Source organism: Enterobacter sp. Tr-810, from assembly GCF_011752765.1.
GTDB classification, from domain to species: domain Bacteria; phylum Pseudomonadota; class Gammaproteobacteria; order Enterobacterales; family Enterobacteriaceae; genus Enterobacter; species Enterobacter soli.
The window spans coordinates 122,492-145,857 of record NZ_VWWW01000009.1 but is presented as its reverse complement, the minus strand read 5'-3'; the positions used below and the strand labels follow the sequence as shown (position 1 = coordinate 145,857).

General features: G+C 55.0%; 23 protein-coding genes. 14 read left to right on the top strand and 9 right to left on the bottom strand.

The features are described from left to right. Window positions 1-40: 40 nt before the first annotated feature. Entirely contained in the window at window positions 41-1,540 is a 1,500-nt protein-coding gene (pitA, locus tag F3J30_RS20940; RefSeq protein ID WP_014072195.1) for an inorganic phosphate transporter PitA, read from the bottom strand. Between the two features lie 228 nt (window positions 1,541-1,768). On the opposite strand from pitA, the gene F3J30_RS20935 reads away from it, so the two are divergent. The 3 genes from F3J30_RS20935 to F3J30_RS20925 all read left to right on the top strand — a co-directional run bounded on the left by F3J30_RS20935 (window position 1,769) and on the right by F3J30_RS20925 (window position 4,680). After that, window positions 1,769-2,962, top strand: coding sequence for an NAD(P)/FAD-dependent oxidoreductase (locus F3J30_RS20935; RefSeq protein ID WP_166718447.1), 1,194 nt, complete (start codon window positions 1,769-1,771; stop codon window positions 2,960-2,962). 128 nt (window positions 2,963-3,090) lie between these two features. Next, on the top strand, window positions 3,091-3,489 hold the full coding sequence (locus F3J30_RS20930) for a potassium channel family protein (RefSeq protein ID WP_014072193.1): 399 nt from the start codon (window positions 3,091-3,093) through the stop codon (window positions 3,487-3,489). Window positions 3,490-3,654: 165 nt separating this feature from the next. Continuing rightward, window positions 3,655-4,680, top strand: a complete 1,026-nt coding sequence (locus F3J30_RS20925) for a TerC/Alx family metal homeostasis membrane protein (RefSeq protein WP_166718445.1) — start codon at window positions 3,655-3,657, stop codon at window positions 4,678-4,680. A gap of 58 nt (window positions 4,681-4,738) precedes the next feature. Here the strand turns inward: F3J30_RS20925 and F3J30_RS20920 are convergent, their stop codons facing one another. Continuing rightward, window positions 4,739-5,401: an HAD family hydrolase gene (locus F3J30_RS20920; RefSeq protein WP_211053338.1), complete on the bottom strand. Its 663-nt coding sequence runs from the start codon at window positions 5,399-5,401 to the stop codon at window positions 4,739-4,741. A 320-nt stretch (window positions 5,402-5,721) separates the two neighbouring features. Between F3J30_RS20920 and F3J30_RS20915 the strand changes: the two genes are divergently transcribed. After that, window positions 5,722-6,168: an NlpC/P60 family protein gene (locus tag F3J30_RS20915; protein WP_247650651.1), complete on the top strand. Its 447-nt coding sequence runs from the start codon at window positions 5,722-5,724 to the stop codon at window positions 6,166-6,168. A gap of 5 nt (window positions 6,169-6,173) precedes the next feature. Here F3J30_RS20915 and F3J30_RS20910 read toward each other — a convergent pair whose 3' ends face one another. Then, window positions 6,174-6,968 (bottom strand): SDR family NAD(P)-dependent oxidoreductase, encoded by a 795-nt coding sequence (locus tag F3J30_RS20910; RefSeq protein ID WP_014072189.1) that lies wholly within the window; start codon window positions 6,966-6,968, stop codon window positions 6,174-6,176. A 54-nt stretch (window positions 6,969-7,022) separates the two neighbouring features. Further along, entirely contained in the window at window positions 7,023-7,883 is an 861-nt protein-coding gene (locus tag F3J30_RS20905) for a LysR family transcriptional regulator (RefSeq protein WP_166718443.1), read from the bottom strand. Between the two features lie 99 nt (window positions 7,884-7,982). Between F3J30_RS20905 and F3J30_RS20900 the strand changes: the two genes are divergently transcribed. The 8 genes from F3J30_RS20900 (at window position 7,983) to arnF (ending at window position 16,317) form a co-directional block, all read left to right on the top strand. After that, window positions 7,983-8,489 (top strand): phenolic acid decarboxylase, encoded by a 507-nt coding sequence (locus F3J30_RS20900; RefSeq protein WP_014072187.1) that lies wholly within the window; start codon window positions 7,983-7,985, stop codon window positions 8,487-8,489. A gap of 437 nt (window positions 8,490-8,926) precedes the next feature. Continuing rightward, the gene (gene arnB / locus F3J30_RS20895) at window positions 8,927-10,066 is read left to right on the top strand and encodes a UDP-4-amino-4-deoxy-L-arabinose aminotransferase (RefSeq protein ID WP_166718440.1); all 1,140 of its coding nucleotides are present in this window, start codon (window positions 8,927-8,929) and stop codon (window positions 10,064-10,066) included. Between the two features lies 1 nt (window position 10,067). Beyond that, complete coding sequence (gene arnC, locus F3J30_RS20890; protein ID WP_166718438.1) at window positions 10,068-11,051, top strand: undecaprenyl-phosphate 4-deoxy-4-formamido-L-arabinose transferase; 984 nt, start codon at window positions 10,068-10,070, stop codon at window positions 11,049-11,051. After that, window positions 11,048-13,030, top strand: a complete 1,983-nt coding sequence (gene arnA / locus F3J30_RS20885; protein WP_166718436.1) for a bifunctional UDP-4-amino-4-deoxy-L-arabinose formyltransferase/UDP-glucuronic acid oxidase ArnA — start codon at window positions 11,048-11,050, stop codon at window positions 13,028-13,030. Before arnC ends, arnA begins: the two co-directional genes overlap by 4 nt. Further along, window positions 13,027-13,929 carry a 4-deoxy-4-formamido-L-arabinose-phosphoundecaprenol deformylase gene (arnD, locus tag F3J30_RS20880; RefSeq protein ID WP_014072183.1) on the top strand — a complete coding sequence of 301 codons (903 nt, stop codon included), beginning with the start codon at window positions 13,027-13,029 and terminating at the stop codon, window positions 13,927-13,929. Before arnA ends, arnD begins: the two co-directional genes overlap by 4 nt. Beyond that, the gene (gene arnT / locus F3J30_RS20875) at window positions 13,926-15,581 is read left to right on the top strand and encodes a lipid IV(A) 4-amino-4-deoxy-L-arabinosyltransferase (RefSeq protein WP_166718434.1); all 1,656 of its coding nucleotides are present in this window, start codon (window positions 13,926-13,928) and stop codon (window positions 15,579-15,581) included. Before arnD ends, arnT begins: the two co-directional genes overlap by 4 nt. Beyond that, entirely contained in the window at window positions 15,578-15,916 is a 339-nt protein-coding gene (gene arnE / locus F3J30_RS20870) for a 4-amino-4-deoxy-L-arabinose-phosphoundecaprenol flippase subunit ArnE (RefSeq protein ID WP_014072181.1), read from the top strand. The genes arnT and arnE overlap by 4 nt, the downstream gene beginning before the upstream one ends. Beyond that, window positions 15,913-16,317 (top strand): 4-amino-4-deoxy-L-arabinose-phosphoundecaprenol flippase subunit ArnF, encoded by a 405-nt coding sequence (gene arnF / locus F3J30_RS20865; protein ID WP_014072180.1) that lies wholly within the window; start codon window positions 15,913-15,915, stop codon window positions 16,315-16,317. The genes arnE and arnF overlap by 4 nt, the downstream gene beginning before the upstream one ends. Here the strand turns inward: arnF and acpT are convergent. Both acpT and F3J30_RS20855 read right to left on the bottom strand, forming a co-directional pair. Next, window positions 16,250-16,870 carry a 4'-phosphopantetheinyl transferase AcpT gene (gene acpT / locus F3J30_RS20860; protein WP_014072179.1) on the bottom strand — a complete coding sequence of 207 codons (621 nt, stop codon included), beginning with the start codon at window positions 16,868-16,870 and terminating at the stop codon, window positions 16,250-16,252. The genes arnF and acpT overlap by 68 nt on opposite strands. Window positions 16,871-16,973: 103 nt before the next feature. After that, entirely contained in the window at window positions 16,974-18,023 is a 1,050-nt protein-coding gene (locus F3J30_RS20855; protein ID WP_166718432.1) for an AI-2E family transporter, read from the bottom strand. A gap of 144 nt (window positions 18,024-18,167) precedes the next feature. On the opposite strand from F3J30_RS20855, the gene F3J30_RS20850 reads away from it, so the two are divergent. Then, the gene (locus tag F3J30_RS20850) at window positions 18,168-19,385 is read left to right on the top strand and encodes an MFS transporter (protein ID WP_014072177.1); all 1,218 of its coding nucleotides are present in this window, start codon (window positions 18,168-18,170) and stop codon (window positions 19,383-19,385) included. A gap of 4 nt (window positions 19,386-19,389) precedes the next feature. On the opposite strand, the gene F3J30_RS20845 is transcribed toward F3J30_RS20850, so the two are convergent. Then, window positions 19,390-19,947 (bottom strand): DcrB family lipoprotein, encoded by a 558-nt coding sequence (locus tag F3J30_RS20845; RefSeq protein ID WP_014072176.1) that lies wholly within the window; start codon window positions 19,945-19,947, stop codon window positions 19,390-19,392. 72 nt (window positions 19,948-20,019) lie between these two features. Beyond that, entirely contained in the window at window positions 20,020-20,685 is a 666-nt protein-coding gene (locus F3J30_RS20840; RefSeq protein WP_014072175.1) for a 7-cyano-7-deazaguanine/7-aminomethyl-7-deazaguanine transporter, read from the bottom strand. A gap of 167 nt (window positions 20,686-20,852) precedes the next feature. Here F3J30_RS20840 and tusA point away from each other — a divergent pair, with 167 nt between their 5' ends. After that, complete coding sequence (tusA, locus tag F3J30_RS20835) at window positions 20,853-21,098, top strand: sulfurtransferase TusA (protein ID WP_014072174.1); 246 nt, start codon at window positions 20,853-20,855, stop codon at window positions 21,096-21,098. A 38-nt stretch (window positions 21,099-21,136) separates the two neighbouring features. Here the strand turns inward: tusA and zntA are convergent, their stop codons facing one another. Further along, window positions 21,137-23,323 (bottom strand): Zn(II)/Cd(II)/Pb(II) translocating P-type ATPase ZntA, encoded by a 2,187-nt coding sequence (gene zntA / locus F3J30_RS20830; RefSeq protein WP_166718430.1) that lies wholly within the window; start codon window positions 23,321-23,323, stop codon window positions 21,137-21,139. Window positions 23,324-23,366: the final 43 nt, after the last annotated feature.

Genomic DNA, 23,366 nt, shown 5'->3' with positions numbered 1-23,366 from the left:
GGCCAGTTTCCTGGCCCGCTTTTTTGTTGCGCTTAACGAATTAAATCAGCTTCAGCGCAATCCAGTACAAACCACCAGACAGCAGGATGGATGCCGGGAGTGTGAACACCCAGGCCATCAGAATGTTGGTCACAGTTTTGCGTTGCAGACCACCACCGTCAACAATCATGGTACCCGCCACGGAGGACGAAAGTACGTGGGTCGTGGACACTGGCATCCCAGTGTAGCTCGCCAGACCGATAGAAACTGCCGCTGTCATCTGCGCGGACATACCCTGCGCATACGTCATGCCTTTCTTACCAATCTTCTCGCCGATTGTTGTCGCCACACGGCGCCAGCCAATCATCGTACCGATACCCAGTGCCAGCGCAACCGCCATGATGATCCAGATTGGCGCGTACTCAATGGTATTGAGCATATCGCCTTTCAGTTTCTTCAGCAGTCGCTGGTCGTCAGCGCTTGTGCCAGGCTGTTTCGCCACTTTATCCGTCACATCAGAGATGCAAAGCATAATGCGGCGCAGCTGACCACGCTGCTCAACGGTGAGTTTGTCGTAGCTTTCGATATCGCCCAGCATACCTTTCGCACGTTCCAGCGCATTAATCGCATTTGCCGGGTGGCAGTGGAACTCGCCAGGTGCGGTGGTTGCGCCCGCTTCAGGTGAAGGGATCAACTGGTCAACACCGGTCGCTTGCTTCAGCAGCTCAGGGTGCTGCTGGAAGTAAATTTCGACGTTGTTCACGGCATCACGGGTACGCGTGATTTCGTAACCGGAAGCATTCATGTTGACCACAAAGCCTGCCGGAGCAACACCAATCAGTACCAGCATCACCAGACCAATGCCTTTCTGACCATCGTTCGCGCCGTGTGAGAAGGCCACGCCGATAGCGGAAAGGATCAGGGCAATACGCGTCCAGAATGGCGGTTTTTTCTTGCCGTCTTTCTTCTCACGCTCTGCCGGTGTCAGGTGAATACGGGAGCGTTTTTTGGTATTGCTCCAGTAACGACGCAGGATGAAAATCAATCCACCTGCTACCACCAGACCCACGATAGGGGAGACGATAAGTGAGGCAAAAATCCCCATCACTTTCGGGATGTTCAGCGCATCAACAACCGATGTACCGGTCATCAGGGCGTTCGTTAACCCAATACCGATAATCGCGCCGATGAGGGTGTGAGAACTGGATGCAGGCAGGCCGAAATACCAGGTACCGAGGTTCCAGATAATTGCAGCAAGCAGCATTGAGAACACCATAGCAAGGCCATGGCCAGAACTAACGTTAAGCAGCAGATCCGTTGGCAACATATGCACGATGGCATACGCAACGCTCAGTCCGCCCAGGAGGACACCAAAAAAGTTAAATACCGCCGCCATAACAACCGCAAGTTGCGACTGCATTGCGCGAGTGTAGATAACCGTTGCTACTGCGTTTGCAGTGTCGTGGAAGCCGTTGATTGCTTCGTAAAACAGAACAAAAACCAGTGCAAGCAATAATAAAAGCCCGGTATGTAAATCCAGGCCAGCAAACAAATGTAGCATAGGACGTTACGCCATTTTGAGGACATGAACGCGGCGCATTATCCAGGACAAATGCGCAACGGGCAAAGTGAAATATAGCTTTTTTTTGATATTCCTTCGGCTTTGTTGGGCTTAGGTAAAGAAATATATTTTATATTTCAAATATATGACTGATATCTGGCGTATTTGCGCTGGTGCGACCACAGCGGAAACTTTACAATCCGCGCAGTTAACGAAGAGGGTTTTGACGTGGAAAGGTTTGATGCCGTTGTGATTGGGGCCGGTGCGGCGGGTATGTTTTGTGCGGCAATGGCCGGGCAAGCGGGCCGTCGGGTACTGCTGCTGGATAATGGTAAAAAACCCGGACGCAAGATCCTGATGTCTGGCGGTGGCCGCTGCAACTTTACCAATTTGTACGTCGAACCCGCGGCGTATTTGAGCCAAAACCGTCATTTTTGCAAATCTGCGCTGGCGCGCTACACCCAGTGGGATTTTATCGATCTGGTGGGTAAACACGGCATCACCTGGCACGAAAAAACGCTGGGGCAGCTGTTCTGCGACGATTCCGCTCAGCAGATTGTCGATATGCTGGTGGCCGAGTGCGAAAAAGGTGCTGTGGTGACGCGCCTGCGTACGGAAGTGCTGGAAGTATCGCGCGATGAGCAAGGCTATACGCTGCAACTGAACGGGGAAACCGTCAGCGCGGATAACCTGGTGATTGCCAGCGGTGGGCTGTCGATGCCGGGGCTGGGGGCATCACCGTTTGGCTATAAAATTGCTGAACAGTTTGGCCTGAAGGTACTGCCTACCCGCGCCGGGCTGGTGCCGTTTACGCTACATAAGCCGTTACTTGAACAACTTCAGACGCTCTCTGGCGTGTCTGTTCCCTCCGTTATCACTGCCGAAGATGGCACAGTATTTCGTGAAAACCTGCTCTTCACCCATCGCGGGCTTTCCGGCCCGGCGGTGTTGCAGATCTCCAGCTACTGGCTGCCGGGCGAGTTTGTGACGGTCAATCTGGTGCCTGATTGTAACCTGGAAAGCTTCCTGGACGAGCAGCGCAATGCACATCCTAATCAAAGCCTGAAAAATACGCTGGCGATGCAGTTGCCGAAGCGTCTGGTTGAGTGTTTGCAGGTGTTAGGGCAGGTGCCGGATGTGTCCCTTAAGCAGCTTAACAGCCGCGATCAGCAGGTGCTGGTCGATACCCTGACAAACTGGCGCGTGCAGCCCAACGGTACCGAAGGCTACCGTACCGCAGAGGTGACGCTTGGCGGCGTTGATACCGATGGGCTTTCCTCGCGCACCATGGAAGCGCGTAACGTGCCGGGTCTCTATTTTATTGGTGAAGTGATGGACGTTACCGGCTGGCTTGGCGGGTATAACTTCCAGTGGGCCTGGGCGAGCGCATGGGCGTGCGCACAGGCTCTGGCAGAGAAATAATCACCCTACGCAATTATTGCACCAACATTTCCCCGGCTTTCCACTAAGCTTCGACTCAGAAAAGCAATTTCAGGTGCCCCGGCGCGTTCAGCGGGGCAATCTTCTCTTTCTCAGTCCGAGCCCTTTCCATGCAGCTACTCAGCATCATTATTTTGCTCACGCTTACTGTGGTCATCCATTCGCTGTGGATGTTTTGCGTTTTAAAATTCATAAACCTGGAAGTCGATTCCGCGGTGCGTGTTGTGCTGCGCAATGTCGGCATTGTGATTTCAATGATTTTCGCCCACCTTCTCGAAGCTGGGTTATTTGCCGCTTTTTATTTTGTGATAGATGCGTTTAAGGACTGGAACACCAGCTTCTACTTTTCGCTGGTGAGCTACGCTACGGTGGGATATGGCGATGTGACGTTACCGCAACACTGGCGGTTGATTGGCGGGCTGGAAGGGCTGGTGGGCGCCCTGATGGTGGGCTGGTCAGTGGCGGTGCTGGTGGCCGTGCTCCAGCGCCTCCGAGGCATGAGCGCCTAATCGAAAGATGCGCCTACCCCTTGTAGTAAGGTAAAGTACGTTTCCTTGCGCGGCCGATTAAGCTGCGGCTTTGAGGGTGAAAGGCTGATAAATAGCCCACCCTTTTCTACTTCTGGTTTTAACCAGTCAGCATGGTTAGTGTTTTGTCTTCAAAAAGGGTTGTGTATGTCTTCTGCTCATCTCGGTTTCCCGACTGAAACCGTTGTTGTCTTTGTCGTGATGGCTGTCGGGGCGATGTTTATCGACCTCTTCATGCACCGTCACGATAAACCTGTCTCGCTGAAAAGCGCCGCCATGTGGTCTATTTTCTGGGTCCTGATGGCGATGGCGTTCGCCGGGTTCCTCTATGTGCATCATGGCGCGGAGATGGCGAGCCTGTTTCTGACCGGTTATGCGCTGGAAGAGGTGCTGTCGGTCGATAACTTGTTTGTCATGATGGCAATTTTTGCCTGGTTCGGGGTGCCGGATAAGTACCGCCACCGCGTGCTTTACTGGGGCGTGCTGGGGGCGATTGTTTTCCGCGGTATTTTCGTCGCCATTGGGACCAGCCTGCTGAGTCTGGGGCCCTACGTTGAGGTCATCTTTGCGCTGGTCGTTGGCTGGACGGCACTGATGATGCTCAGACGTAATGAAGAGAGTGATGAGGTTGAAGATTACTCCGGTCATCTGGCCTACCGTCTGGTGAAACGCTTTTATCCGGTCTGGCCGAAAATCAGCAGCAATGCGTTTATCCTGACCCAGAAAGAGGTGGATGCCGAGCTTGAAAAGCCGGAAAACCAGGATGTCATGGTCGGGCGCGTGAAGAAGGCGAAACGTTACGCAACACCACTGCTGCTCTGCGTGGCGGTTGTGGAGTTGTCTGATGTGATGTTCGCGTTTGACTCGGTCCCGGCGATTATCGCCGTCAGCCGTGAACCGCTCATCATCTACAGTGCGATGATGTTCGCTATCCTCGGTCTGCGTACGCTCTATTTTGTGCTGGAAGCGCTGAAACAGTACCTGGTGCATCTGGAAAAAGCGGTGGTCCTGCTGCTGTTCTTTGTCGCGTTTAAGCTGGGCCTTAATGCCACCGATCACTTCTGGCACCACGGTTACAGCATTGGCGCAACCGCCAGCCTGTTTGTGGTGTTAGGGGTGTTAGCGTTGGGGATTATTGCGAGCGTGATGTTCCCAGGCAAACGTGAGGCCTGATGTCCTGTTTGCTCCCTCTCCCTGTGGGAGAGGGCCGGAGTGAGGGCACCTGAGTGCACTAACCCTTAATCGGTGAATTCCGGCGCTTGCGCGGATGGTGGAAGTGTCGCCAGTGCGGATCTTGCGCCGCCGCCAACAGTTCGTGGTCACCACGCGTGTCACCCCAGGCGCGCAGATGGTAATCGTTCAGATTGCCATACACTTTTTCCAGTCTGGCGACCTTCTGCGCACAGCGGCAGTTGTTACCGGTGATCCGTCCGGTCAGCTTGCCGTTTTTCACTTCAAGCTGTGTCCCGATAAGCTTAATGCCGAGCTTATCGGCCCATGGCTGCAATACCAGCGCCGGAGAGGCTGAACAGATAGTCACCTCTGCACCAGAATTGACCTCTGCGGCAACCGCCAGCACACCCGCCGGGCGCATCAGCTTCGTCCAGTATTTCTCGCAAAACGCTTCAGCCTGCTGGCGCAGCCAGTGTTCATCTACGCCGGTCAGGAAAGTTTTGATCAGCACTTCTTTCAGCTCATCGCGCGTCAGCTTGCGGCGCACGCAGTGGAGCGTCGGCAACGCCATACGCACCAAACGCCCCGCAAAGTAACGTTTACCGAAGGCAAAACGCAGGAAAGGGATAAAGCTGTCGTGGTGCGTCAATGTTCCATCGAAATCAAAGACAGAGAGCACGTTGGACTTGGCCACTGTCTCGTCGGCAATCATATTGGTCATAAATACGTCTTAGCTGAAATACACATTCTGCTCATTAGTTTACCTGCTTTACCCCGTCAGTCCTTCTGTAACGTGCATTTTTTTATCAATCTTGCGACCTGAAAGTGAGTCCAATTCTGGCCCCGATAAAGATTGGGTAAAAAGTGAACTGTCGATATTATCGCCACATCGAAAGATATTTCGGGGGAACATTGGCCTCCACACGTAAGGAAAAATTCACTCACTACTTCTTTCTTGATATGACTCTTAGATCGCTTATTTCAATACTCTCGTTAAGTTTTGCTTCATTTTCTGCCTTTAGTTTTCAGCTGCCCGCGTCGATGTTATCCATGAACAGCGAGCTGGCGACCTCTCCGGCGAAAGCTGCGCTGGTGCATCAGGAAACGGGCCCGCTGCGCTCACGTATTCTTGATCAATATCAGAAGTGGAAAGGGACTCACTATCAGTGGGGCGGCACCACGCATCACGGGGTGGATTGCTCGGCGCTGATGCAACATCTGTTCAGCGATGCGGCGCACCTTGACCTGCCGCGCACCACGGGCGAGCAGATCCATCGTGGCGTACAGGTGGCGCAATATCGCTTAAAAGCCGGGGATTTGGTGTTCTTCCAGACCGGGCCGACCCGTAAGCATGTTGGCGTCTATATCGGTGACAGCCTGTTCATTCATGCTTCGAGCAGCCAGGGTGTCACGGTTTCAACCTTGACCGACAACTACTGGCAAGAGCACTTTATTACTGCCCGCCGGGTAGCAGGCAGTCCGGCCTGAGCAGGTCAGATTATATCGTCCACCACGCCGCCATCTACGCGCAATGCCGCGCCGGAGGTGGCGGAGGCCTGCGTTGAACAGACATACACCACCATATTGGCCACCTCTTCAACCGATGCGGCGCGCTGGATAACCGAGCTGGGGCGGTTGGCCATCACAAACTCTTTCGCCAGCTGTTCCAGCGATTTGCCGGTCCTTTCGATTTCGTCTTTCATCATTTCAGCAAAGCCATCGGAGATCGTTGGCCCTGGCAGCACGCTGTTCACCGTCACGCCACTTCCCGCCACGAATTTCGCCAGGCCGCGAGCCAGTGAGAGTTGCGCGGTTTTGGTCACGCCGTAGTGGATCATATCGGCCGGAATATTGCAGGCCGATTCCGATGAAATGAAGACCACGCGACCCCAGCCTTTTTGCACCATACCCGGCAGCAGGGCGCGGGAGAGCCGTACACCTGACATCACGTTGGTTTGCCAGTAGCGCTCCCAGGTGGCATCGTCGGTGTCGTAAAAATCCAGCGGGCCGTAAATCCCGGCGTTGTTGACCAGAATATCGACACTGGATGCGACTTTCAGCAGCGACTCAACCCCTTCAGGGGCGCTGAGGTCGGCAATGGCAGCCCGCACCTGAACACCCGGCACAGCCTGCTGTAATTGCTGAATGCCGTTATTGACCGATTCGGTGCTACGCCCGTTGATGATCACTTCTGCACCGCCTTCGGCCAGCCCTTTGGCAATGGCAAAACCAATGCCGCCCGTGGAGGCCGTAACCAGCGCAACTTTCCCCGTAAAATCAATTTTCATTGTCTGCTCCTTGTGGTTTTCAAAGTTCAGACCTTAAAGCGTAGCAGTTGGGGGTTACCGGAGTTGGCTAAAAAGGCGCAGTAGTGTTTCAACCTGTTCGTCCAGCGGCGTCAGGGCACGCTTCACGATCAGATGCAGAGGCGTGGCACGGCGCGTGCCGTGGCTCAGCGGCAGTATTTTAAGCACGCCCTGTTCAAGCTGGGTCTGAATGCGTTCTTCCGGCAGCCAGCCATAGCCCACCTGATACATCACGGCCTCAATCGCGGCATCGATGGTCGAAAATGTCCAAGACTCTCCGGCAGCGCTGGCGGCAGGCTGGTTATCTGCAATATGAATTAATGGCCACGGACGCAGCATCTCGTCATTTAACGGTGTATTGAGCGCAAATAAGGGGTGATCGCGATGGGCGACGGCAACAAAATCAATGTTCATCAACCATTCGCCAAGCCCGGTGATGTCCTGACGGCGGGTTAACACCATGACATCGGCTTCATTATTGACGATATCTGAGCTGGCATTTTCCAGCACTTCCGTCAGCCGTACCTGTGTCTGCGGGTACATTTGCTGGAACTGGCGCAAAATGGCGAACAGGCGGCGGCGCGGAAAAATGTTGTCCACGACCAGGTCCAGCCGCGTGCGCACCCCGTTGCGCAGCGTTGCGGCTCGTGTTTCAACATATGAAAAGGCCTTGAGCAGGGGTTTTACCTGGTTGAGAAGCAATTCTCCGGCAGGGGTTAATACCGCGCGTCGACCTTCCGGCGCCAGAAGCGCGACGCCCAGTCGCTCCTGCAATAAAGACAGGTTATAACTCACGGAGGACTGGCTGCGGGCCGTCTCTTCTGCCGCTCTGGCAAAGCTACCAAGCTCTACCACCTTCTCCAGTAACGACCACTGTTCCAGCGTTGTCTTGTGCATAACGTATCTAAAATTTAAATGAATTTGATTCAAACATAGCGTTATTCATTCATTTTTTGAAGGGGTACGATCGTCTCATCAAAACAGAGGAGACACATTATGAGCACCTTCGACAAACATGATTTGAGCGGCTTTGTGGGTAAACACCTGGTCTACACCTACGACAATGGCTGGAACTATGAGATCTACGTGAAAAATGACACCACGCTGGATTACCGCATTCACAGCGGCATTGTGGCGAACCGTTGGGTCAAAGACCAGCAGGCGTATATCGTGAGGGTGGGGGAGAGTATTTATAAAATCTCCTGGACTGAACCTACCGGCACGGATGTTAGCCTGATTGTGAATCTGGGCGACAAACTCTTCCACGGTACAATTTTCTTCCCGCGCTGGGTGATGAATAACCCGGAAAAAACGGTCTGTTTCCAGAATGATCATATCCCACTGATGAATACATACCGTGACCAGGGGCCGGCGTATCCTACTGAAGTGATTGATGAGTTTGCGACCATTACCTTTGTACGGGACTGTGGTGCAAACAATGATTCGGTGATTGCCTGTGCTGCCAGTGAATTGCCGGATGATTTTCCTGCTAATCTTAACTAAGCGCGACAATTCACTTATTTAAAAAGTTCCCGGGTGATTTCGTCTTTCAGGCGAAATACCCGGGATTTTTATTTTGGTTGAGATTTCATTTACTTTTCTTATTATTTTCACTGCAATCAAGTGAAATAAAACCGTAATTTGTCGTGAGCATAATCACAAAAAAATTAAAAAAACAGAGAGTTCATCTATCTTGCTGTTGATAAACGGTTTTTTCACTCCCCCTTCTTGCTCGTCTCATTGTAATTTTGCTGTGTCTTAATTTTTTCCTAAGAAAAGAAGACTACTTTGCCTTAGTTGATGGTTTGTTGACATAAGTGAAGCAACGACTAAATTTTATTTGGTCTTTATTTAAAATCTATCTTGCATGATCCCATTGAGCTGCCCATTACGACAGCGCAGTAAAAGATGACGCCTTTAATACAGCAAGGAAATTAATAATGAGTGATTTTCTGCCTTTTTCGCGACCGTCGATGGGCGCTGAGGAAATTGCGGCGCTTCAGGACGTTTTGATGTCGGGCTGGATCACCACAGGGCCGAAAAATCAGGAGCTTGAAGAAGCATTTTGTAAGCTGACGGGGAATCGCCATGCAATTGCGGTTTGCTCTGCAACGGCTGGGATGCACGTCACGCTGATGGCGATGGGCATTGGTCCTGGTGATGAAGTCATTACCCCTTCTTTAACCTGGGTGTCGACCCTCAATATGATTGTGCTGCTGGGCGCAACACCCGTGATGATCGATGTCGACAAAGACACGCTGATGGTAACGCCTGAAGCCATCGAAGCCGCGATTACCCCACGCACCAAAGCTATCATCCCCGTGCATTATGCGGGTGCGCCTTTTGATATCGATGCGATTCGCGCGATAAGCGAGCGCCACGGTATCCCTGTGATTGAAGATGCTGCCCACGCAGCAGGCACTTACTACAAAAATCGCCATGTTGGCTGGCAAGGCACTGCCATCTTCTCTTTCCACGCAATCAAGAACATGACCTGCGCGGAAGGCGGATTAGTGGTGACGGATGACGAACAACTGGCGCAACGCATTCGCAGCCTCAAGTTCCACGGGCTCGGTGTTGATGCCTATGACCGCCAGACTCACGGCCGTGCGCCGCAGGCGGAAGTTATCTCCCCGGGGTATAAATACAACCTCGCGGATATCAATGCCGCGCTGGCGCTGGTCCAGCTGGGTAAATTGAGCGAAGCCAACGCGCGCCGTCGCGAAATCGCTGAACGTTATTTGACAGAGCTGGCGGATACGCCTTTCGAGCCGCTGCGTATTCCGGCCTGGCCGCATGTCCATGCATGGCATCTGTTTATCATTCGCGTTGATGAAGCCCGCTGTGGGATCTCACGTGATGCGTTAATGGACGCGCTGAAAGCAAAAGGCATTGGTACTGGCCTGCATTTCCGTGCTGCCCATACGCAAAAATACTATCGCGAGCGTTTCCCTGAGGTATCGCTCCCGAACTCCGAATGGAACAGCGCGCGTATTTGTTCACTCCCTCTTTTCCCGGATATGACGCATGACGACGCAACCCGCGTCATTACCGCGCTCCATCAGCTAGCAGGAAATTGATATGTTCAGCGCACCACCTGTACAAAAAGTTTCAGTCGTTATCCCGGTTTACAACGAACAGGAGAGTCTGCCTGAACTTATCCGCCGTACCACGACAGCCTGTGACACCATGGGCAAGGCCTACGAAATTCTGCTGGTAGATGATGGCAGCAGCGACAATTCTGCCCAGATGCTCACCGATGCCGCTGAGGTTGAGGGAAGCCACATCGTTGCCGTGTTGCTTAACCGTAACTACGGTCAGCACTCCGCCATTATGGCCGGCTTTAGCCATGTGACGGGCGACCTGATCATCACGCTGGATGCCGATCTGCAAAACCCGCCGGAAGAGATCCCGCGCCTGGTAGCGAAAGCTGATGAAGGCTATGACGTGGTCGGCACTGTTCGTCAGAACCGCCAGGACAGCCTGTTCCGCAAGCTGGCGTCGCGCACCATTAACCGCCTTATCCAGCGCACCACGGGTAAAGCCATGGGCGATTACGGCTGCATGTTGCGTGCCTACCGCCGCCATATCGTTGACGCCATGCTGCACTGCCACGAGCGCAGTACGTTTATTCCTATTCTTGCCAATACTTTTGCCCGCAGAGCGACTGAAATTCCGGTACTGCACGCAGAGCGCGAGCACGGGGAATCGAAGTACAGCTTTATGCGTCTGATTAACCTGATGTATGACCTGATCACCTGTCTGACCACCACGCCGCTGCGTTTGTTAAGCGTTTTCGGCAGCGTTATCGCGCTGGCCGGGTTTGCGATTTCCGTTCTGCTGGTCGCGTTGCGACTGATCTTCGGCCCTCAGTGGGCGGCGGAAGGGGTCTTTATGCTGTTTGCCGTATTGTTCATGTTCATCGGTGCCCAGTTTGTTGGGATGGGCTTACTCGGTGAGTACATCGGCCGTATTTATAACGATGTTCGCGCACGTCCGCGCTACTTTATTCAACGTGTTGTCCGTCAGGAACACAAAGCATCTCAAGAGGAAATTCACCCATGAAAGCTGTTGTATTTGCCTATCACGATATGGGGTGTACGGGCACGCTGGCCCTGCTGGAAGCGGGTTATGATATTGCTGCAATCTTCACTCACCCGGACGCTGCCGGAGAAAATAACTTCTTTGGTTCTGTGGCGCGTATTGCCGCAGAGCGTGGCATCCCGGTGTATGCCCCTGATGATGTAAACCATCCGCTGTGGGTTGACCGCATTCGTGCGCTTTCTCCTGATGTGATTTTCTCTTTCTATTATCGCAATCTGCTGAGCGACGACATCTTAAGCCTGGCGCCAAAAGGCGCGTTTAACCTGCACGGCTCCCTGCTGCCAGCATACCGTGGCCGCGCGCCGCTGAACTGGGTGCTGGTGAATGGTGAAACGGAAACCGGCGTGACCCTGCATCGCATGGTGCGTCGCGCTGATGCGGGCGATATCGTGGCTCAGCAGAAAGTGGCTATCGAAGCCGATGAAACCGCGCTGCAACTGCATCACAAACTGTGTGGCGCTGCGCAAAACCTGCTGCGCGATGTGCTGCCTTCCATCCAGCAGGGCTCCTTTAAAGAGACCGCGCAGGATGAGAGCAAAGCAAGTTGCTTTGGCCGTCGTAACCCGGAAGATGGCCGTCTGGACTGGGCGAAACCTGCGCGTCAGCTGCACAACCTGGTGCGTGCGGTCACTGACCCGTGGCCGGGCGCGTACAGCTTCGCGGGCGTAAGCAAATTTATTGTCTGGAAATCTCGCGTACGTGACGACATTCCGGCAGCAAAACCGGGCACGGTTGTCTCTGTTTCCCCACTGGTGGTGAGCTGCGGCGAGCAGGCGCTGGAAATTCTGACCGGTCAAAATGACAACGGCGTATACGTTCAGGGCGCGCAGCTGGCGCAATCCCTGGGTCTGGTTGCGGGCGCAATTATCACCAGCGCACCGGTTGTAGCCATCAAACGCCGCACCCGCGTGCTGATCCTCGGTGTAAACGGCTTTATCGGTAACCACCTGACCGAACGTTTGCTGAAAGACGACAACTATGAAATCTATGGCCTGGATATCGGCTCTGATGCGATCAGCCGTTTCCTGACCAACCCGCGCTTCCACTTCGTTGAAGGGGATATCAGCATCCATTCCGAATGGATCGAATACCACATCAAGAAATGTGATGTGGTGCTGCCGCTGGTGGCGATCGCGACTCCGATTGAATACACCCGTAACCCGCTGCGCGTGTTCGAGCTGGACTTCGAAGAGAACCTGAAGATCATCCGCGACTGCGTGAAATACGATAAGCGCATCATCTTCCCGTCCACGTCTGAAGTGTATGGCATGTGTACGGACAAAAACTTCGACGAAGATACCTCTAACCTGGTGGTTGGCCCAATCAACAAGCAACGCTGGATCTACTCTGTGTCCAAACAGCTGCTGGACCGCGTGATTTGGGCATACGGCGAGAAAGAAGGCCTGCGCTTTACCCTGTTCCGTCCGTTCAACTGGATGGGGCCACGTCTGGATAACCTGAATGCCGCGCGCATCGGTAGCTCGCGTGCGATCACTCAGCTGATCCTGAACCTGGTCGAAGGCTCTCCAATCAAACTGATCGAAGGCGGTAAACAGAAGCGTTGCTTTACCGATATCTCTGACGGTATCGAAGCGCTGTTCCGCATCATCGAAAACAAAGATGGCCGCTGCAACGGTGAAATCATCAACATCGGTAACCCGGAAAACGAAGCCAGCATTCGTGAACTGGCTGAGATGCTGCTGGCAAGCTTCGAGCGCCACCCACTGCGTGACCAGTTCCCGCCGTTTGCGGGCTTCCGTGAAGTGGAAAGCAGCAGCTACTACGGTAAAGGCTATCAGGACGTTGAGCACCGTAAGCCAAGCATCCGTAACGCTAAGCGCTGCCTGAACTGGACGCCGGAAGTGAAGATGGAACAGACCATCGATGAAACGCTCGATTTCTTCCTGCGCACTGTGGAGCTGTCGGAACAGACATCATGAAAAAAGTCGGCTTACGTATAGACGTCGACACCTTCCGTGGCACGCGTGACGGCGTGCCCAAACTGCTGGAGTTACTGGGCAAGCATGATGTGCGCTCCAGTATCTTCTTCAGCGTGGGGCCGGATAACATGGGACGCCATTTATGGCGTCTGATTAAACCGGCGTTCCTGTTCAAAATGCTGCGCTCACGCGCAGCATCGCTCTACGGCTGGGATATTTTGCTGGCCGGCACCGCCTGGCCTGGCAGGCGCATCGGCGCGGGTAATGAAGACATTATCCGCGAAGCATCGCGTTTGCATGAGGTGGGGCTACATGCCTGGGATCATCATGCGTGGCAGGCCTGGGCTGGGGTGTGGGATATTCCGCGTCTGGGCCGTGAGGTTGAACGCGGCATGATGGAGCTGGAAGCCATTACCTGTAAACCGGTGCAGTGCTCTGCGGTGGCAGGCTGGCGGGCGGATCAGCGCGTGGTGAAAGCTAAACAGCCATTCGCGTTTCGCTATAACAGCGACTGTCGCGGCAGCGGACCGTTTTTACCGCAGCTGGGTGAAAACATGTTCGGCACCGTGCAGATTCCGGTAACGCTTCCGACCTGGGATGAAGTGGTGGGGCGCGAGGTGACTGCCGAGGGCTTTAACCGTTACATTCTGGACTGCATTCATCGTGATACCGGTACGCCGGTGTATACCATCCACGCCGAAGTGGAAGGGATTGCGTATCAGCATGATTTTGATGCGCTGCTGACGATGGCCGCAGAGGAAGGTATTCAGTTTTGCCCACTCAGCGAACTGCTGCCTGACGACCTCAGTACATTGCCTGTAGGCAAAATTGTTCGTAAAGAAATGGCTGGCCGGGAAGGCTGGCTTGGCTATCAACAAACCGTGAGCCCGGTATCATGAAAGCAGCCCGTTATGGCTTTGCGCTTTTCGCACTGTTTGTCATTTACTACCTTATTCCCGTCGATATTCGCCTGTTATGGCAGCCTGATGAGACGCGCTACGCGGAAATTAGCCGTGAAATGCTGGCATCAGGGGACTGGGTCGTCCCTCACTTCCTGGGACTTCGCTACTTTGAAAAACCGATAGCCGGATACTGGGTTAACAGTATCGGGCAGATGCTGTTTGGCCATACCAACTTTGCCGTGCGCGCGGGAGCGATATTCTCCACCGGGCTGGCGGCGCTGATGGTGATCTGGCTGGCATGGCGCATCTGGCGCGATAAACGCGTCGCCTTGCTTTCGGGCGTTATCTTCTTACCCCTCTTCCTGGTGTATGGCATCGGTACGTATGCGGTGCTGGATCCGATTATCACACTCTGGCTGGTGTCGGCAATGTGCAGCTTCTGGCTGGCAGCGCAGGCGAAAACCTTCGCCGGTAAAGCGGGCGGCTACGTGCTGCTTGGGCTTGCCTGTGGCATGGGGGTGATGACCAAAGGGTTCCTGGCGCTTGCTGTGCCGGTGATTGGCGTGCTGCCGTGGGTGATTGCCCAGAAACGCTGGAAAGAGGTGCTGCTGTTTGGCTGGCTGGCCATCCTCAGCTGTGTGCTTATTGTTCTGCCCTGGGGGCTAGCAATTGCCCACCGTGAGCCGGACTTCTGGCGCTACTTCTTCTGGGTTGAACATATTCAGCGCTTTGCGCAGAGCGATGCCCAACACAAAGCGCCATTCTGGTATTACATTCCGTTCCTGATTGCCGGAAGCCTGCCGTGGCTGGCCTTGTTGCCTGGTGCCCTGCGTCAGGGCTGGCGTGGCCGACAGGACGAAGGTGGCGGATTGTACCTGCTCGGTTGGGTGGTTATGCCTCTGGTGTTCTTCAGTATCGCCAAAGGGAAGCTGCCGACCTATATCCTGCCGTGCTTTGCACCGCTGGCGATGCTGATGGCGCATTACGCCTGCACCGTGGCGGAAAAGAGCGGCAAAGTGCTGCGCATCAACGGGTGGATCAACCTGGCGTTTGGTGCGATCGGCGTGGTGGCGGCGCTGGTGGTTTCCCCGTGGGGGTTGTCAAAACACCCGGTCTGGACGTCCGTTGAGCTGTACAAAGTCTTCTGCGCGGTGGTGGCTTTCCTGATCTGGGCCGCTGTGGGCTGGTTTACCCTGCGTCAGAGTCAGCAGCGCTGGTGGCTGGCGGCACTGTGTCCGCTTGGCCTGACGCTGCTGATTGGCTTTGCTATCCCGAATCTGGTGGTGGATTCAAAACAGCCGCAGTCGCTGGTGGACACCGTACGTGAGCCGCTTCAGGACAGCCGTTTCGTTCTGGCGAACAACGTGGGCGTCGCGTCTGGCCTGGCATGGGAGCTCAAGCGTAACGATATCGTTCTGTATGGTCAGAGCGGTGAGTTACGTTATGGGCTGGACTACCCGGATGTGAAAGACCGGTTTGTCGGCAAAGACGATTTTCCGCAATGGCTGGAAGAACATCGCCAGCAGGGGCGGATCTCGATGGTGATCCTGTTGTCGAAAAACGACGATCTTGAGCGCCTGAAGCTGCCAAAACCGGACAGCCTGTATATTCAGGGGCGTCTGGCTTACTTGCAGTATCTGCCGCAATGATGACCTGGTTCTGGCTGGTACTGGCTAGCCTGCTGAGCTGCGCAGGACAGCTGTGCCAGAAGCAGGCCACCCGCCCGGCGAAATCCGGGCGGCGTGGCGCGCATATCGTCCTCTGGCTCGGCCTGGCGTTGCTGGCGCTGGGCTTCGGAATGCTGGTCTGGCTGGTGGTGCTGCAACGCCTTCCTGTAGGGATTGCTTACCCGATGCTGAGCCTGAACTTTGTCTGGGTGACGCTGGCGGCAAAAACGTTCTGGCGTGAGAGCGTCGCGGCGCACCACTGGCTCGGCGTAGGGTTCATCATGGTTGGGATCATCCTGTTGGGAGGGAGCCTGTGAAAGGCGCATTCTGGGCGTTGTGTAGCGTGGCGTTAGTCAGCATCGCACAGCTGTTGTTACGCTACGCCATGGTCACACTCCCGCCGGTTGGCGAGGATTTTTCGTTTCTCATCGCGCTGTGGCATTTTGCACCGGGTACCGGGTCGCTGATGCTCGGGCTGATGGGTTATGTGGCTTCAATGGGGTGTTGGTATCTGGCGCTGCATCGTCTGGCGCTCAGCAAAGCCTATGCCTTGCTGAGTCTCAGCTACATCCTGGTGTGGGGCGCAGCTATTCTGCTGCCCGGCTGGGGAGAAACCTTCTCCTGGCACGGGCTGGCGGGGGTCGGATTTATTATTCTGGGAGTGCTGACCATTTTTCTGCCGACGCGTCGTCGGCCGAATGGATCAGAGCCGTCGTAAGGCCAAAGGGTGTGGTCGTGCACACGGCAAGGCTCAGGGAGTCGACCTGGCAGTGGCTTACCGTATGGAGGGTGCTGGCAGCACTGTCGATACTCACTATTTGCCAGGAGTGCGCGCCACGCTGTTTGATGATGGCGCCTTTACGCGTCCAGATACGCCAGAACACGGCAAGCTGACTCTCTGGTTTCTCGTTTTCCATTTCATCATGTTCGGCATTACTGAAGACCGCATTTGCCAGCGTACGCCAGTTATCCTGCGGGCGTATGTGTTCCAGTGAACAACCTACATCACCTTCATCACTGACAATCAGGGCGATATCGTCATCACAATGGCTGATGCTAAACCACAGCGGATAGTCGTCAGCAAAGCCTGGTTTTCCCTGTTCGCTATAGACAATTTCCGGCAAAGGTTGTGGTGCAAACAGGCGGGAAAGCAACCCGCGGCCAGCCAGCCAGCGGTCGCGCTGCTCGCCCGTAGGGGCGTGCAGGGCAAGAGCTTGTGCCCAGCGGTCGGTGCTCAGCGAGGAGATCTTTCCCAGAAAAACCTGGTACATATAACGTCGGGCCTTAAGTCGAAGCAGAAGTAACCGCAAAGTTGCGCGGCGAAACCAATACTATAATCCAATGCTCCTGATAATAGCTAACCGGGATACGGAATTACCCCGGTAATCGGCTTTTGGGGCGCCCTGGTCCGAGCAGAATGGCCAGTTTGCTGCCACCTTTGGTTGTCTCCATCCAGATTTTACACACGCTGGTGAGCGGCACTGAAAGCAGCATTCCCACCGGCCCGAGCAACCATCCCCAGATCAGCAATGATAAAAAGACCACCAGTGTTGACATCCCGAGGCGGTGCCCCATCATGCGTGGCTCGACAATATTGCCGATAAGCATATGCACCACCAGAAACAGCGCGCCTACCAACATGCATTCGTACAGGCCATTAAATAAAAATGCCTGAATCATTGGCGGTACGGCGGAAATCACGGCCCCGATGTTCGGCACATAATTCAGCAGGAAAGCCAGCACACCCCACATTAGCGCGAACTGGATGTCCAGCAGCTCCAGCCCGAGCCAGACAATCACCCCGGTCCACAGGCTCAGCAAGGTTTTCAGCGCCAGATAGTGAGACACCCCTTTCAGCGCGCGATGAAGGCCGGCAATATGGATTTGTGGATTATTCAGTGCAAAGCGCAGCTTATAAGGCACATGGCGCACCTCAAAGAGCATGAATACCACCGTCATCACCAGCAGCAACACGCTGGCCATCGCGCCGGAAAGCTGCGTCATCAGGGTTGTTGCCCAGGTCATGAGCTTTTCTGAATCCATCCGTTGCAGCATTCGCTCCGGGGACATGTGGATGTGCAGGAACGGGAGCGAATCCTGTAGTTGCAGGACCTTGCGGGTGAGCTCTTTGTTGTATTTTGGCAGCAGGGTGGAAAATTCATTCACCGAGGCGGCAAGCACGCCCACCAGCGCGGTAAGCACAATCAGCATAACGATAACCACAATCGTTATCGCCACGGGTCGCGACACGCCACGGCGGATAAACCAGGTCACCAGCGGATTCAGCACGATGGCAAAAAAGAGGGCCAGCAGGAGCTGAACGATGATATCTGCCGCCGCATGGATACCCGCAAGGATAACCACCAGGCTGGCGAGCTTTAACAAAATATGCAGACCTGTCTTGTCGGGCTGGATGGATGTCATACGGATTCCTTTTGCCGGGAGCCTGTTAAGTGTAGTGCGCGAGTTACGCTTCGTCTGACGCCGTTAATCTGAAAGTCACTGCTGCTTTTCTTAACCCATCGTGGTAATAGTGAAACACTGTTGTAAAAATCCAGGTAGAACCCCATGCCCGAACCTGCCGCCGAACCGGCACTTAGCGGATTACGCCTTAATCTGCGTATTGTTTCTGTCGTTATTTTTAACTTTGCCAGTTACCTGACCATTGGCCTGCCGTTGGCGGTCTTGCCTGGCTATGTCCATGATGTCATGGGATTTAGCGCATTCTGGGCGGGGCTGGTGATTAGCCTGCAATACTTCGCGACGCTGCTCAGCCGCCCTCATGCGGGGCGTTATGCCGATCTGTTTGGGCCAAAAAGCATTGTGGTCCTGGGGCTGTGCGGCTGTTTCCTCAGCGGGTTGAGTTACCTGATGGCCGGGTTGAGCAGCGGCTGGCCGATAGTGAGCCTGGTGCTGCTGTGCCTGGGACGCGTGATCCTCGGTATCGGGCAAAGCCTGGCCGGAACAGGGTCAACGCTGTGGGGCGTGGGCGTTGTGGGTGCCCCTCACATTGGGCGAGTGATATCGTGGAATGGCATTGTCACCTACGGGGCGATGGCAATCGGCGCGCCGCTGGGCGTGGTCTGTTTTTCATTCGCGGGGCTAAACGGGCTGGCGTTGACCATTATGGCGGTCGCGCTGCTGGCGATTTTGTTTGCTCTGCCGCGCCCGAAAGTAAAAGCCAGCAAAGGTAAGCCGATGCCGTTTCGTGCGGTGCTTGGCCGCGTGTGGCCTTATGGCATGGCGCTGGCACTGGCCTCGGCGGGTTTTGGCGTCATCGCGACCTTTATAACCTTGTTCTACGACGCAAAAGGGTGGGACGGGGCCGCATTCGCGTTAACCCTGTTTAGCTGCGCATTTGTGGGGACGCGCCTGCTGTTTCCGAACGGCATCAACCGCCTGGGCGGGCTGAATGTGGCGATGATCTGTTTTAGCGTGGAGATTGTCGGGCTGCTGCTGACCGGGATTGCCGCGGCGCCGTGGATGGCAAAAATTGGCGTATTCCTGGCGGGTGCAGGCTTCTCGCTGGTGTTCCCGGCGCTGGGAGTGGTGGCAGTGAAGGCTGTGCCACAGCAAAACCAGGGGGCGGCACTGGCGACCTATACGGTGTTTATGGATATGTCGTTAGGCATTACCGGGCCACTGGCGGGGCTGGTGATGGCGTGGGCAGGCGTGCCGGTTATTTACCTTGCGGCGGCGGGGCTGGTGGCGGTGGCGTTGTTGCTGACGTGGAGGCTAAAAAAATGGCCCCCGGAGCAAGCTTCGGAGGCCACGTCATCATCGTGAGGAATTACTGAATTACGATGGTGTTAATGATGTTTTCAGCGGTGGTCTGCGCTTTCTGCTGATCGTCTGCTGGCAGGGTGATTTGCAGGGTCAGCAGTTTGTTGTCGACCTTGCCAAGCACCACAGAAGAGTAAGCGGTCTGGCCTTTTGCAGAGATGATGCTGTCCAGCTGTTGCATGGCGTGGCCTTTCAGCTCAATGGACTTGTTGGTCACAACCTGCAACTGCGGATCACGGCTGCGCTGCTGATCTTCCAGACGTTTGGACAGAACGCCCAGGTCTTCGCTGGTGTCATCGCCCACAATCACAATCACGGCTTTCTGCCCGGTCGCGTCGGAGTAAACGTGCATATTGTTCGCCTGCGTACCCAGCTTACCGCTCTGATCGGTCATATCTGCTGGCAGAGAGAAACTCAGCTTGCCATCCAGAAGGCTTACCGGCTGCCCGGCCGCATTACTTTCTGCTGACGCGCCTTGAGCAGGTGCTTTCGTGTCGCTGTTATCACAGGCGGCAAGGCCCACAACCAGCAGGCCAATCCCGACATATTTAACCAGATTGCGCATTGACTTCTTCCTTTCGATAAACGGCCATAACGGCTCATTCGAGCATCTTATCACAACTGTTAAAGCGAACCCTTAACCTGCCTGCAATGCAGAGATTTCAGATTTATCTGCCAGCCTTTTCAGCAGCATATTCAGCAATACGCCGTACATCGGCAGGAAGAACACAATGCTGATAAGCACCTTGAAGCAGTAGTCCACCAGTGCGATTTCCATCCAGTGTTCAGCCATAAACGCATCCGGGCTACGCCAGAAAGCGATAAAGAAGAAGGCCAGCGTATCGCTTACGTTACCAAACAGCGTGGAGGCTGTTGGTGCCATCCACCAGCGATGATTTTGCCGCAGGCGGTTAAACACGTGAACGTCGAGGATTTGCCCCAGGGCATAGGCCATAAAGCTGGCGGTAGCGATACGCGCCACAAACAGGTTGAAGTGCGTCAGCGCCTCAAAGCCCTGCCAGCTTCCCATATAGAACAGGGACGAAATCACGTAGGAGATGAACAGTGCCGGAAGCATCACCGCAAAGATAATCCGACGCGCCAGCGGTGCGCCAAAGATACGCACGGTTAAATCGGTCGCGAGGAAGATAAACGGGAAACTGAACGCGCCCCAGGTGGTATGAAAACCAAAAATGGCGATCGGCAGCTGTACCAGATAGTTGCTGGAGGTGATCACCAGCAGATGAAAAAGGGAAAGCCAGAACAACGCTTTTACGCGCTGTGGTTGAGAGAACTGCGTCATATTGTGACCTTTTTGAACGTTGGGGTGAGGGAACCCAATAAAAACCGCTGCATGATACTGCTTTCATTCACCTTTGCAATGGCTAATTTTCACGCAATCGTTAACCTGGTTTGCATTGGTGGCAACGGGGCGTAAACTACAGCCGTTTTTATGTGAACGAGACGAAAATGACCGACCTGTTTTCCAGCCCAGACCATACGCTTGATGCCCAGGGCCTTCGCTGCCCGGAACCGGTGATGATGGTGCGCAAAACCGTGCGTAACATGCAGACCGGCGAAACGCTTTTAATCATTGCCGACGATCCGGCAACCACCCGCGACATCCCCGGTTTTTGTACCTTTATGGAACACGAACTGGTCGCACAGCAGACCGAAGCGCTGCCGTACCGGTATTTGATTCGTAAGGGTTCATAGCGGTCCTCTCCCACAGGGAGAGGGAGCAAACACCGCGTTTACCTCCGGCGCAACAGCCGCAGCGCGTTCGCTGTTACCAGCACGGTCGCCCCGGTATCTGCCAGCACCGCCAGCCAGAGCCCAGTAATCCCAAGCAGCGTGGTCACCAGGAAAATCCCTTTCAGGCCTAGCGCAATCGTGATGTTCTGACGAATGTTAGCGCGAGTGGCGCGCGCCAGGCGGATCATCTGCGCAAGCCCCGTCAGGCGGTTATGCGTGAGCGCGGCATCCGCGGTTTCCAGTGCCACATCGGTACCGCTACCCATCGCAATACCAATGGTTGAGGCTTTCATTGCCGGGGCATCGTTGATCCCATCACCTACCATCGCCAGCGGTGCACTGCCATTCAGTTGGGTGACTGCCTTCACTTTGTCGGCAGGCAGCAGTCCGGCCTGAAACTCCATGCCTAACTCTGCGGCAATGCTTGCGGCGGCGCGTGGGTTATCCCCGGTCAGGATCACGCCCTGAACGCCAATCTGATGCAGGTCAGCCATTGCCGCTTTTGCATCTTCACGCAGGGTATCACGCAGCGCCAGCAGCCCCAGTGCTGTGCCATCCTGCACCACAATAATCACCGTCTGCCCGGCCTGTTCCAGCTCGTGTACGCGGGCTGCTAACCCGGCCGCAGGGAATTTATCCGCCGCGCTGATAAGCACTTTTTTGTCCCCGACGTGAGCTTCAATCCCTGAGCCCACCAGCGCGCGCTGGGCAGTGGCGTCCGGTATGGTCAGCCCACGGGACTGCGCTTCACGCACAATCGCCTGCGCCAGCGGGTGCGTCGAACCTTGTTCAACGGCGGCCGCCAGGGCCAGCAGGTCGACTTCATTGATGTTCTGGGGATAAACGCCCGTCACCTGCGGTTTACCTACCGTCAGCGTGCCGGTTTTATCAAACGCGATGTGCTGAACCTGGCTCAACTGCTCCAGCGCGGCACCGCCTTTAATCAGCGCACCGCGGCGTGCTGCGGCGGCAAGACCGGATGTAATCGCTGCCGGTGTGGAGATAACCAGCGCACACGGGCAGCCAATCAGCAGCAGCGTCAGCCCCTTGTAGATCCATCCTTCCCACGGCGCGCCAAGCAGCAATGGCGGGATAATGGTGACCAGCAGGGCAACCAGCATGATGGCAGGGGTGTAAATACGGCTAAAGCGATCGATAAAGCGCTCTACCGGTGCGCGACGCTCTTCGGCTTCTTCAATGAGCTTCAGAATGCGGTCGATTGCGCTGTCGCCTGGTTCGGAGAGCACGGATAATTGCACCAGACGGTCAACGCTGGTGGCACCGGCAGGGACTTTTTCACCCGCTTCGCGCTCCACGGGAATAGATTCGCCGGTCAGGGCGCTTTCATCAAAACTGGCCGTCGCGGAAAGTAACGCACCGTCAGCAGGCAGCCTGCCGCCTGCGGCCACTTCGATAACATCACCAGGGCGCAGTGCACTGATGGCCACGGTTTTACGCTCACCGTTGACCAGCTGAGTTGCGGTTTCGGGTTTCAGTGCCATCAACGCACTGACACCTTTACGCGCACGGCTTGCAGCCCAGCCTTCAAGACGCTCGCCAATTAAAAACAGCAGCAGCACCATTGCTGCTTCTGCCGTTGCGCCAATAAAAAGCGCACCAATGGCGGCAACGCTCATCAGGGTTTCGATAGCAAACCAGCTTCCGGTTTTCATCAGACGCAGTGCCTGGCGGGCAATCGGGTACAGCCCGACCAGGGTGGTGGCGATAAAGGCCAGATTGCCGAAAGGATGGTTAAACTGTTCCAGCGTCCAGCTTAACGCCATCATGATAATCAGCGTTATCAGCGGAAGATTCTCGCGCAGCGGGCTGACTTTTTCGGCCGGGGCATTTTCGCTGCGCAGGGAATATCCGGCACTGGCTACGGCGGCTTCAACCTGGGCGCTGATATCTGAAGCAGCACTGACCAGCAGTTTTTCGGTGGCGAATAGCACCTGAACATGGTCGACGCCTTTCACCTGCCGGACGGCATTTTCGACTTTACGTGCGCAGGCGGCGCAATCCATACCATTCACCACCCAACTGTAACGATTCCCGTTATCGGGCAATGTCTGTTCAGGCTGAGTTGTGCAGGAGCCTTCACAGCAGCAATCGTCTTTTGCAGGAAGGGGATTAAGCTTAAGTGCCGAAAATTGTGGCACTTTTTTGTTTGTCTCTGGAGTCGACATGGCATTCTCCGGTAATGATAATTTTCTCATTAGCCGCAGCATA